Raw genomic sequence first — 11,819 nt, 5'->3', positions numbered from 1 at the left:
CTTGCCGGCGATCCGCGGACGTGCCGTCAATTCATCTGAATACCCGGTGCGCAGGCCGCGATCGATGGCAACGGCATCCCCATGCGCAGGATGAGCACGATCGCATCGCCCGCAAGCGGGCTCCTGCACGGCTAGGCGACTTGCGCTACAAGGCAAATGGCAAGGGTTCGCGGCTGATCACCTGCACCCGCTGCACCGGCACCTGCGCATGCCAGCGCACCACACCCTGAGCCTGCACCTGAAACTGGCTGCTGATCAGCCGGTCATCCTGCTCGAACTCTAGCTGCAGCATGAAATCACCGCTGTTGAGCAGCAAGCCCTCACTGAGGCGCTCGAACGCCAGGTCGTCCACGGCTCCCAATGCCTCGCGCAAAGCGGCCACATCGGGGTAACCGTTGGCTGGTCGGCCGGTGATGATGCGGGTCAGCAGCGAGCGTGCGAACTCACCCTCGTAGAGCGCATCGAGCAGGGGCAAATGCTCCAGGCTCAGGGCATTGGCATTCAAGCGCCAGCCCGATGTCTGCGGCAGCGCACAGAGTTGCGGATAACGCAGCTGTCGGCCAGGTTGCGGTGTGAGCAGCAGGTTCAGTTCGCTCATGTCCACCATGGGCTGATTGGCAGCGAGCCGCGGCGGCGTCTGGCGCAGGTACTGATCGCTTTCGGCACCGTGCAGGCGGCTCTGGCCGTCGCTGTCGATCCAGTCAGCCAGGGCATGCACCAGTTGTTCGGCGGCCAGGTCGTCACCGAGCAGGTGTTGCAGCTGGCGCTCGGCCCGTTCGGCCTCCTGTCCGGCCAGCGCATTGACGTTGAAGCAGCTGTGCAGATCACGAATGCGCAAGGTCGCCGCACCGCCGGCGAAGTCGTAACGCAACGGCTGCCCGCGCAGGGCTTGCCAGAACAACGGGCTCTGCCGCCAGGCAGGATCCCTGAGTGCCTGTTCGGCGAACGCCAGGCCGGCGACCTCCATGGCTCGCGCCTGGATTCGCTGCTGTTGCAGGCGCACCGCATCGACCTGTTGCCGCCCTTGCTGCACCATCCACGCCAGCCCACCGGCGAGCATGGCCAAGGCCACCAGCACCATCAATAACGCTGCGCCGTGCTGCCGCCTGCCACCCATCGCTCACCCCTCGAACCAAGAGCCGACAGTCAACAGGCTGAATGTTGCAGAGAGGTGGCAGCCACCTTTTTTCGTCATCGACGCGTCACCGTAGCGTCACAAAGCCCAGGCAGATTAGCCCTTCAATTTCATAGCGTTGGAGAGTTTTCATGGGCGGCATCGGTATCTGGCAACTGGTCATCGTGCTGTTGATCGTGTTTCTGTTGTTCGGCAGCAAACGCCTCAAGACGCTGGGTGGCGATCTCGGTGAAACCATCCAGGGTTTCCGCAAATCCATGGCCAGCAACAGCGAAGCGGACGAGTCGCCGGCACAGGTCCAGCAGCAGGCACCGCTGTCGGGAACCGCTCAACAGTCCCACACCCACACGGATCGCCAGGCCTGATGTTCGAAATAGGCTTCACCGAACTGCTGCTGGTTAGCGTGGTGGCACTGCTGGTGCTCGGCCCGGAACGCCTGCCGGTCGCAGCCCGCACCCTGGGGCGCGGCCTTGGCCAGGCAAAACGGGCGATGGGCATGCTGCGTGATCAGGTAGAACGTGAACTCGATGCCCAGGCCGTGAGCAAGGAGCTGGACGCCGCGCCGTTGCGGCAACTGGAGCAGGAACTGCGTCGCGGCATCAACCTGCAGGAGCCGCAACCAGCCGTAGGCAAATCGGAGGGCAGCGCATGAGCAGCATGCCATTGACCGCTCACCTGGGCGAACTGCGCAAGCGGCTGGTGCGCTGCCTGCTGGTGATTCTGCTGGCCTTCCTCGGCCTGTTCCCCTTCGCGCAGACCCTTTACACACTGATATCCGAACCGCTGCGCCGCTACCTGCCCGAAGGCGCGAGCATGATCGCAACCAGCGTGACGTCGCCTTTCCTGGCGCCATTCAAGCTGACCATGATGGTCGCCGTGTTCCTCTCCATGCCGGTACTGCTGCATCAGGCGTGGGGGTTCGTGGCACCGGGGCTGTATCGCCGCGAGCGGCGCATCGCAGTGCCCCTGCTGGTCTCGAGCATTCTGTTGTTCTATGCAGGCATGGCCTTCGCGTTCTTCGCGGTGTTCCCGATGATGTTCGGCTTCTTCGCCAGCGTCACGCCGGATGGCGTGGAGATGATGACCGACATCGCCCTGTATCTGGATTTCATCCTCGCCCTGTTTCTGGCATTCGGGCTGGCCTTCGAAATTCCCGTGGCAACCTTCATCATCGTCTGGGCCGGGCTGACGGATGTCGACACGCTGCGCCGTAGCCGACCCTACGTGATCGTCGGCTGCTTCGTGGTCGGCATGCTGCTGACCCCGCCAGACGTATTCTCGCAAACCATGCTGGCGGTGCCGATGTGGCTACTGTTCGAAGTCGGCCTGATCGCCTGCGGCAGCATCCAGCGTCGGCCGGAGCAGGAACCCGCGCAGGAATTGGTCGCGACGGAGTAGCGTTGCAGCCAGCCCTGGAGCGCGGTGAAGTGCACAGCGCGCTCTACAGGGCTTTCTGACTCATCGAAACCCCTTGCCAACCCCTGGCATGTGCGGCGAGCGAACTCGCCGCTTCACCCTCGTCCATCCTCGCTACTGCGCCCTGCAAGAAGGGCTGCTCCTGCCATGAGCACTTCGCCACTCGCACCTGTCTAGCGGCCTCCCACGTCGGCTATGACGCCCGGCGACACGACCATCAAAATTTATCTTGCGCACAAAATTAAATAGCACTAAATTCACCGCCAACAAATTACTTTGCGCGCAAATCATTTTACCAAGACAGCATCACAGCCATGCAGCCCAAAGCTTCACCCGTCGTCACATCGCCGTGCGCTTGACCCTCACCTGAACTCACTCGCCTCAAAGGAACGCGCTCATGACACTCACCAAAGTCTTCGCCAGTGCCGCACTCGCTCTGTCCATCGGCCATGCATTCGCTGCAGAAAGCCCCGCCGTCGAGCAGCAAACGCAGGGGTTTCTCAACGCTCTCGCCGCAGGCGGCGGACAACCACTGGAAACCCTTGCGCCCAAGGATGCTCGCGCCGTGCTCAGCGGCACGCAGGCTGGCGCCAAGCTGCCGGCAGCGGACGTCAGCCACAAGGCGATCACTGTCGACGGCCAGACCATCAACCTCACGGTGGTTCGTCCGGCGGGTGCCAAAGGCACGTTGCCCGGCTTCATGTTCTTCCATGGTGGCGGCTGGGTGCTGGGCGATTACCCAACTCATGAGCGGTTGATCCGCGACCTGGTCAACCACTCCGGCGCCGCTGCGATCTACGTTGACTACACGCCGTCTCCCGAAGCGCATTACCCGACAGCGATCAATCAGGCGTATGCCGCGACACGCTGGGTAGCCGAGCATGGTCAGCAGATCGAGGTGGATGGCAAGCGGCTGGCCGTGGCCGGCAATAGCGTGGGCGGCAACATGGCAGCCGTGGTTGCGCTGATGGCCAAGGACAAGGGCACACCGAAGCTGAAATTCCAGGCTCTGCTGTGGCCGGTCACCGATGCGAATTTCGATACGCCGTCCTATCGGCAATTCGCCGAGGGGCACTTCCTGACCCGCAACATGATGAAGTGGTTCTGGGACAACTACACAACCGATGCCAAGCAGCGCGCGGAAATCTACGCCTCGCCTCTGCGCGCGACCAGGCAGCAACTGCAAGGCCTGCCGCCAGCTCTGGTGCAGACAGCCGAGCTCGATGTGCTGCGTGACGAGGGTGAAGCCTACGCTCGCAACCTCAACGCTGCCGGCGTCACCGTCACCGCCGTTCGCTACAACGGCATGATCCATGACTATGGCCTGCTCAATTCACTGAGCCAGGTGCCGACCGTGCGCCTGGCAGTACAGCAGGCCGGCGAAGCGCTCAAGCAGAACCTGAAGTAAGCGAAAGCGGAAAAGGCCCCGCAACATCTGGTGTTGCGGGGCCTTTTTTATGGAATCTAGAACGTCAAATCAGAGAGACGCCACACTTCGAAGGCGGGCATTTCGTAGGGATGGCTTTTCTTCATGGCCTTGACTGCGTTGTGGATCAGCTCATCGGCCACCACCAGCTCGACCTTCCATTCGGCGAGAGTTGCCAGTTCACCGCTTTGGCCAATGAACGGCGCGCTGCCTTCCAGCGGACGAAACTGCCCGCGGCCCAGGGTTTGCCAACAGCACTGTTCATAGTCGCCGACACGACCACCGCCAGCCGAGAATACGGCGGACTTGACGCTTTCCAGATGACTTTCCGGAACGTAGAAACAAAATTTGTACATCAACTACTCCGCTGCAAGTCGCTGAAAACAATGAGCTAATCATGCCACAGAATGATGGCACATTGCCGTACCGGGTTCGTGACGTAGCCGACACTGCTGATATATTCAGACTCGCCCCACAAGGCGCCGTTCCCGACCGGAAAGACGTTGTGATGGGATTGGGCGATGCGTCGCACACTTCACCTGACGACATTGTGCGTTGCAGCGATGATGGGTTACGGCGCGACGAAAACCTTGTGATTGCCCAAGGCGGAACGGCCTCCCCACCCTGCAGGTGCAGCCTTAGCCGTAACGTTGAAACGAAAAACGCCAGGCAATGCCTGGCGTTTTTCTTGTCACCGACTGCGGATCAGTCGACCCACACCCGCGCATTGCGGAACATGCGCAGCCAGCCGCCATCTTCCTGCCACTCGTCCGGGCGCCAGGAGTTCTGCACGGCGCGGAACACGCGCTCCGGGTGCGGCATCATGATGGTCACGCGGCCATCGCGACTGGTCAGGCCGGTGATCCCGCGCGGCGAACCGTTGGGGTTGGCGGGGTAGTTCTCGGTGACCTTGCCGTGGTTGTCGACGAAACGCAGTGCGATGGTGCCGGACAGGTCGGCCTCCAGCAGTGCCTCTTCGCTTTCGAACTCGGCATGACCTTCACCGTGGGCGATGGCGATCGGCATGCGCGAACCGGCCATACCACGCAGGAAGATCGATGCCGACTCCTGCACCTGGACCATGGCCACGCGGGCTTCGAACTGCTCGGAGCGGTTACGCACGAAGTGCGGCCAGAACTCGCTACCCGGGATCAGCTCGTGCAGGTTGGAGAGCATCTGGCAACCGTTGCACACACCAAGGGTGAAGCTGTCCTTGCGCTCGAAGAAGCCCTGGAAGGCATCGCGGGCACGGGCGTTGAACAGTGCCGACTTGGCCCAGCCTTCACCGGCGCCGAGTACGTCGCCGTAGGAGAAACCACCACAGGCGACCAGGCCCTTGAAGTCGTTCAGGTCGACACGCCCGGCGAGGATGTCGCTCATGTGCACGTCCAGCGCGGCGAAACCGGCGCGGTCGAAGGCCGCGGCCATTTCCACCTGACCGTTGACACCCTGCTCACGCAGCACGGCAACTTGCGGACGTACGCCCTTCTTGATGTAAGGCGCAGCGATGTTGTCGTTGACGTCGAAGCCGAGCTTGACGCTCAGCCCAGGGTTGTCTTCTTCCAGCAGCGCATCGAACTCCTGATCCGCGCAGTCGACGTTGTCACGCAGACGCTGAATGCGATGGCTGGTCTCGGCCCACTGACGCTGCAGCAGGCGACGCTGGCCGGTGAACACCGGCTGGTCGTTGAAACTGATGGCCACATCGCCGTTGTTGACCGGCTGGCCGATCACCGCGACGCAGTCGGCGAGGCCAGCAGCGCTGAACTGCGCCAGCACGTCCGGGGTGGCGTCCTGACGAACCTGGATCAGCGCACCGAGCTCTTCGTTGAACAGAATGGCCGCCAGTTCCTCGCGGCTCTCGGCCAGGCCGTCGAGCTGCAGATTCAGGCCGCAATGACCGGCAAAGGCCATTTCCAGCGCACTGACCAGCAGGCCGCCGTCGGAACGGTCATGGTAGGCCAGCAGGTGACCGTCGGCGTTGAGGCCCTGGATCACCGCGAAGAACGCCTTGAGGTCTTCGGCGTCGTCGACGTCCGGCGCCTGACGGCCCAGCTTGCTGTACACCTGGGCGAGGATCGAAGCGCCCATGCGGTTCTGGCCACGGCCGAGGTCGATCAGAATCAGATCGGTCTCGCCCTTGTCCATGCGCAGTTCGGGAGTCAGGGTCTTGCGCACATCGGCGACCGGCGCGAAACCGGTAACGATCAGCGACAGTGGCGAGGTCACGCTCTTCTCCGCGCCCTCCTCGCTCCACTTGGTCTTCATCGACATCGAGTCCTTGCCCACCGGAATGGTCAGGCCCAGCTCCGGGCACAGCTCCATACCGACGGCTTTCACCGTGTCGTACAGACGTGCGTCTTCGCCCGGGTGACCCGCGGCGGACATCCAGTTGGCCGACAGTTTGATGTCGGAGAGTTTCTCGATGCGCGAAGCGGCGATGTTGGTCAGGGTCTCACCGATCGCCATGCGCCCGGACGCCGGGGCGTCGAGCAGTGCCAGCGGGGTGCGCTCGCCCATGGCCATGGCTTCACCGGTATAGACGTCGAAGCTGGTAGCGGTGACGGCGACGTCGGCCACCGGAACCTGCCACGGGCCGACCATCTGATCTCGGGCGACCAGGCCAGTGATGGTGCGGTCGCCGATGGTGATCAGGAAGCTCTTGCTGGCCACGGCCGGGTGGCGCAATACGCGCTCGGCGGCTTCGGTGATGTCCAGGGTGCTCGGATCGAAGTCATCGCCCAGCTCGGCCTCACGGGTTACCGAACGGTGCATGCGCGGCGGCTTGCCGAGCAGCACTTCCAGCGGCATGTCCACCGGCGTGTTGCCGAAATGGCTGTCGGTTACGGTCAGTTGCGGCTCTTCGGTCGCTTCACCGACTACCGCGAACGGGCAGCGCTCGCGCTCGCAGATGGCCTGGAAACGCTCGAAATCGACGGCGCTGACGGCCAATACATAACGTTCCTGGGACTCGTTGCTCCAGATCTCGTGCGGGGCCATGCCCGGCTCGTCGTTGGGCACGTTGCGCAGTTCGAAGCGGCCACCGCGGCCACCATCGTTGACCAGCTCCGGGAAGGCGTTGGAGATACCACCGGCGCCAACGTCATGGATGAAGGCGATGGGGTTCTGGTCGCCCAGTTGCCAGCAGCGGTCGATGACCTCCTGGCAGCGGCGTTCCATTTCCGGGTTCTCGCGCTGTACCGAGGCGAAATCCAGATCGGCCGAGCTGGCGCCGGTGGCGACCGACGAAGCGGCGCCGCCGCCCAGACCGATCAGCATGGCCGGGCCGCCGAGCACGATCAGCTTGGCGCCAACGGTGATCTCGGCTTTCTGCACGTGATCTTCACGGATGTTGCCCATGCCACCGGCAAGCATGATCGGCTTGTGATAACCGCGCACTTCGTCGCCATGTGGAGTGCTGATCGACTGTTCGAAGGTACGGAAATAGCCAGTCAGCGCCGGACGACCGAATTCGTTGTTGAACGCGGCGCCACCCAGTGGGCCTTCGATCATGATGTCCAGCGGCGTGACGATGCGCTCGGGCTTGCCGTAGGCCTGCTCCCACGGCTGCTCGAAGCCGGGGATATTCAGGTTGGAGACGGTGAAACCGGTCAGACCGGCTTTCGGCTTGGCGCCGCGGCCGGTGGCGCCCTCGTCGCGAATCTCGCCGCCGGAACCGGTGGAAGCCCCCGAGAACGGCGAGATGGCCGTCGGGTGGTTGTGGGTTTCCACCTTCATCAGGATATGCACCGGCTCCTGCACCGCGCCGTACTGGCGGGTTTCAGGATTGGGGAAGAAACGCCCGGCGGTGTGGCCGACGATGACCGATGCGTTGTCCTTGTAAGCGGACAGCACGTTTTCGCTGTGCATCTGGTAGGTGTTCTTGATCATGCCGAACAGGGATTTCTCCTGGCTTTCGCCGTCGATGTCCCAACTGGCATTGAAGATCTTGTGGCGGCAGTGCTCGGAGTTGGCCTGGGCGAACATCATCAGTTCGATGTCGTGCGGGTTGCGCTTCAGGCCCTGGAAGGCGCTGACCAGATAATCGATCTCGTCTTCGGCCAGGGCCAGGCCCAGGTCGGTGTTGGCCTTTTCCAGTGCGGCGCGGCCGCCACCGAGGATATCCACGGCGGTCAGCGGCTTGGGCTCGGCATGGCTGAACAGCTTGGCGGCGTCCTGCAGGTTGCTCAGCACCAGTTGGGTCATGCGGTCATGCAGGAGGGCGGCCGCCTGCTGCACATCGGCTTCGCTCAACTCACCCGACACGTAATAGGCGATGCCCCGCTCCAGGCGGCGAATCTTGCCAAGGCCGCAGTTGCGGGCGATGTCGCTGGCCTTGCTCGACCAGGGCGAAATGGTGCCGAAACGCGGGATGGTCAGCAGCAGACGACCACTGGGCTCCTGCACCGGCACACTCGGGCCGTACTTCAGCAAACGGGCCAGCACTTGCTCTTCATCGGCACTCAACGCACCGTCGACATCGGCAAAGTGTGCGAACTCGGCGTAAAGGCCGGTCACAGCAGGAACCTTGCCGGTCAGTTGCTCGAGCAATTTACCGTGACGAAAAGCAGAAAGGGCGGGAGCGCCGCGCAGGATCAACATCGGGGACAGCCTCTGGGAAGGGGGTGTACTTTGAGGCCGCATATTCTAGCCTAAAGCGTCGTCTGCGGCACGCCCGCTCGCGCCCTGCGGTCATCGGCACGTGGCGAGCCACATAAGCCGAAAAAAGCGCATTTGCCTAGCAGAGCGAAGCGGTGCTGTCCAGATATGGAACGGCACGACGTTGGCGTATACTGCCCCGATGCCCTCCTCCTACCTGATTGGCAAGCGCTACGCCGGTTGGCTCTCGGCGATCGGATTACTCCTGATGCTCAGCGGCTGCGCGGAACCTCCCAGCAGCCTTGAGCGTATCAAGGAGGAAGGCGTGCTGCGCGTGATAACCCGCAACAGCCCGGCTACCTACTTCCAGGATCGCAACGGTGAAACCGGCTTCGAGTACGAACTGGTCAAGCGCTTCGCCGACGATCTCGACGTGAAGCTGGAAATCCAGACCGCCGACAACCTCGATGACCTGTTTTCCCGCCTCGGCCAGCCCAACGGGCCGGTGCTCGCGGCCGCCGGTCTGGTGGAAAGCCAGGGGCGCCAGCAAAGCGCACGCTTCTCCGTGCCCTATCTGGAAGTGACTCCGCAGATCGTCTACCGCAACGGCCAACGCCGCCCGAGCCGCCCTGCGGATCTGCTCGGCAAGAAAATCCTGGTGCTCAAGGGCAGCAGTCATGCCGAACAGCTGGCTGCATTGAAGATCGAGGAGCCGGACCTGCAGTACGAGGAGTCGGCCGATGTGGAAGTGGTCGACCTGCTGCGTATGGTCGATGAAGGGCAGATCGACCTGACCCTGGTCGACTCCAACGAGCTGGCCATGAACCAGGTGTATTTCCCCAACGTACGCGTTGGCTTCGACCTCGGCGACTCGCGCAATCTGGGCTGGGCCGTGGCCCAGGGCGAAGACACCAGCCTGCTCGATCAGGTCGACGGTTTTCTGCGCCGCTCTCAGGACAACGGCAGCCTGCAACGTCTGAAGGAGCGCTACTACGGCCACGTCGATGTACTCGGCTACGTCGGCGCCTACACCTTCGCCCAGCATCTGCAGCAACGCCTGCCGCGTTATGAGAAACACTTCCGCAAGGCCGCCCAGGAAAACGGCCTGGACTGGCGCATGCTCGCCGCCGTGGGCTATCAGGAATCGCTCTGGCAGCCCGGCGCCACCTCCAAGACGGGCGTGCGCGGGCTGATGATGCTGACCCTGCGCACCGCCCAGGCGATGGGTGTGTCCGACCGTCTCAACCCGCAGCAGAGCATTCAGGGCGGCGCCAAGTACCTGGTGCACGTCAAGGAACAGTTGCCGGACAGCATCCCCGAACCGGATCGCACCTGGTTCGCCCTCGCCTCCTACAACATCGGCGGTGGCCATCTGGAAGACGCCCGCAAGCTGACCGAAGCCGAGGGCATGGACCCCAACAAGTGGCTCGACGTACAGAAGATCCTGCCGCGCCTGTCGCAGAAGCAGTGGTACAGCAAGACCCGCTACGGCTACGCCCGCGGCGGTGAGCCGGTGCATTTCGTGCGCAACATCCGCCGCTACTACGACATCCTCACCTGGGTGACCCAGCCGCAACTGGAAGGCAGCCAGGTCGCCGAAAGCGGCCTGCACGTCCCCGGCGTCTCCAAGGACCACCCCGAACAGCAGGACAAGACGCCGCTTTAGCGCGCTGTCGTGAAGGGTTCCTCCTCCAGACCACTGCAGTCGTCAGATCGGTTCGCCGGCCGGAGCAAGGTGATCCATTGTCCGTAGAGAAATGCTCGCGGGCGATAGCGTTTGCCGGATCGCATCGCTGGCAAGTCAGCTCCTACAATTGGGATCGCCAGATCACCACCAGTCCGTAGGAGCCCGCTTGCGGGCGATAGCGTTTGCCAGATCGCATCGCTGGCAAGCCAGCTCCTACAATTGGCATCACTGGATTAGCCACGGTCCGTAGGAGCCCGCTTGCGGGCGATAGCGTTTGCCAGATCGCATCGCTGGCAAGCCAGCTCCTACAATGGGAACCACTGGATCAGCTCCAGTCCGTAGGAGCCCGCTTGCGGGCGATAGCGTCTGCCGAATCGCATCGCTGGCAAGCCAGCTCCTACAATTGGCATCACTGGATTAGCCACGGTCCGTAGGAGCCCGCTCCCGCGGTGTGATGATGAAGATTGTTTTAGATACGGAGAGGCACGGGAATGGATTCCAGCCACTTTGCCCACCGAGGGCATGCTTTGCGTTCGGGGCGCGTTTCCGAGCACGGGCGTATTTATCTGCTGACTGCAGTCACCTTGAATCGACTACCCATCTTCCGTGACTGGCAACTCGCTCGCCTCCTCGTGGCGGAGATGCGTCGACTACACGATGGCATGCATCTGCGCTCGTTGGCCTGGGTGATCATGCCCGACCACCTGCACTGGCTGATTCAACTGGAAAACATGCCACTGGAAAAGCTGATGCGGCAATTGAAGTCGCGTAGCGCCATCAGCATCAATAACTACCGTGGCCGTAGCGGCCGGCTCTGACAGAAAGGCTTCCACGACCATGCCCTGCGCCACGCGGATGCGCTGTTGCCAACAGCCCGCTACATAGTCGCCAACCCCTTGCGCGCAGGACTGGTTCGCCATCTAGCCGACTACCCCCTCTGGGACGCCGTCTGGCTCGAAGACCAGCGCTGATCGCCAGCAAACTCTGGTTGTAGGAGCCCGCTCGCGGGCGATAGCGCCTGCCGGATCGCATCGCTGGCAAGCCAGCTCCTACAATTGGCATCACCGGATCACCACCAGTCCGTAGGAGCCCGCTTGCGGACAATATCGCCTGCCGGATCGCATCGCTGGCAAGCCAGCTCTTACGATTGGGATCACCGGATTAGCCACGGTCCGTGGGAGCCCGCTCGCGGGCGATATCGCCTGCCGAATCGCATCGCTGGCAAGCCAGCTCCTACAATTGGCATCACTGGATTAGCCACGGTCCGTAGGAGCCCGCTTGCGGGCGATAGCGCCTGCCGGATCGCATCGCTGGCAAGCCAGCTCCTACGATTGGGATCACCGGATTAGCCACGGTCCGTAGGAGCCCGCTTGCGGGCGATAGCGTTTGCCGGATCGCATCGCTGGCAAGCCAGCTCCTACGATTGGGCTCACTGGATCAGCCACGGTCCGTGGGAGCCCGCTTGCGGGCGATAGCGTTTGCCGGATCGCATCGCTGGCAAGCCAGCTCCTACGATTGGGATCACCGGATTAGCCACGGTCCGTAGGAGCCCGCTT

General features: G+C 62.8%; 8 protein-coding genes and 1 pseudogene. 6 read left to right on the top strand and 3 right to left on the bottom strand.

The window, feature by feature from the left end; translation table 11 throughout:
• Positions 1–145: 145 nt before the first annotated feature.
• The gene (gene gspK, locus ACT9T4_RS26230; protein ID WP_499119776.1) at positions 146–1,117 is read right to left on the bottom strand and encodes a type II secretion system minor pseudopilin GspK; all 972 of its coding nucleotides are present in this window, start codon (positions 1,115–1,117) and stop codon (positions 146–148) included.
• 149 nt (positions 1,118–1,266) lie between these two features.
• On the opposite strand from gspK, the gene tatA reads away from it, so the two are divergent.
• The 4 genes from tatA (at position 1,267) to ACT9T4_RS26210 (ending at position 3,959) form a co-directional block, all read left to right on the top strand.
• Entirely contained in the window at positions 1,267–1,500 is a 234-nt protein-coding gene (tatA, locus tag ACT9T4_RS26225) for a twin-arginine translocase TatA/TatE family subunit (RefSeq protein ID WP_042551977.1), read from the top strand.
• The gene (gene tatB / locus ACT9T4_RS26220) at positions 1,500–1,787 is read left to right on the top strand and encodes a Sec-independent protein translocase protein TatB (RefSeq protein WP_042551978.1); all 288 of its coding nucleotides are present in this window, start codon (positions 1,500–1,502) and stop codon (positions 1,785–1,787) included. The genes tatA and tatB overlap by 1 nt, the downstream gene beginning before the upstream one ends.
• On the top strand, positions 1,784–2,533 hold the full coding sequence (tatC, locus tag ACT9T4_RS26215) for a twin-arginine translocase subunit TatC (RefSeq protein WP_499119772.1): 750 nt from the start codon (positions 1,784–1,786) through the stop codon (positions 2,531–2,533). Before tatB ends, tatC begins: the two co-directional genes overlap by 4 nt.
• Before the next feature lie 415 nt (positions 2,534–2,948).
• A complete protein-coding gene (locus ACT9T4_RS26210) occupies positions 2,949–3,959 on the top strand; it encodes an alpha/beta hydrolase (RefSeq protein WP_499119770.1) in 1,011 nt (336 codons plus the stop codon).
• 56 nt (positions 3,960–4,015) lie between these two features.
• Here the strand turns inward: ACT9T4_RS26210 and ACT9T4_RS26205 are convergent, their stop codons facing one another.
• Both ACT9T4_RS26205 and purL read right to left on the bottom strand, forming a co-directional pair.
• Complete coding sequence (locus tag ACT9T4_RS26205) at positions 4,016–4,333, bottom strand: YqfO family protein (RefSeq protein WP_042551981.1); 318 nt, start codon at positions 4,331–4,333, stop codon at positions 4,016–4,018.
• A gap of 349 nt (positions 4,334–4,682) precedes the next feature.
• Positions 4,683–8,579, bottom strand: a complete 3,897-nt coding sequence (purL, locus tag ACT9T4_RS26200) for a phosphoribosylformylglycinamidine synthase (RefSeq protein WP_499119767.1) — start codon at positions 8,577–8,579, stop codon at positions 4,683–4,685.
• A gap of 199 nt (positions 8,580–8,778) precedes the next feature.
• On the opposite strand from purL, the gene mltF reads away from it, so the two are divergent.
• Together mltF and ACT9T4_RS26190 are read left to right on the top strand one after the other, a co-directional pair.
• Positions 8,779–10,242, top strand: a complete 1,464-nt coding sequence (gene mltF / locus ACT9T4_RS26195; protein ID WP_042551983.1) for a membrane-bound lytic murein transglycosylase MltF — start codon at positions 8,779–8,781, stop codon at positions 10,240–10,242.
• A gap of 512 nt (positions 10,243–10,754) precedes the next feature.
• Positions 10,755–11,234, top strand: a pseudogene (locus tag ACT9T4_RS26190) (REP-associated tyrosine transposase).
• Positions 11,235–11,819: the final 585 nt, after the last annotated feature.

The sequence above is a fragment of the Pseudomonas sp. SZ40 genome (genome assembly GCF_052958135.1).
Note: the sequence above shows the minus strand (reverse complement) of the source record. Positions and strands in the feature narration are given on the sequence as shown.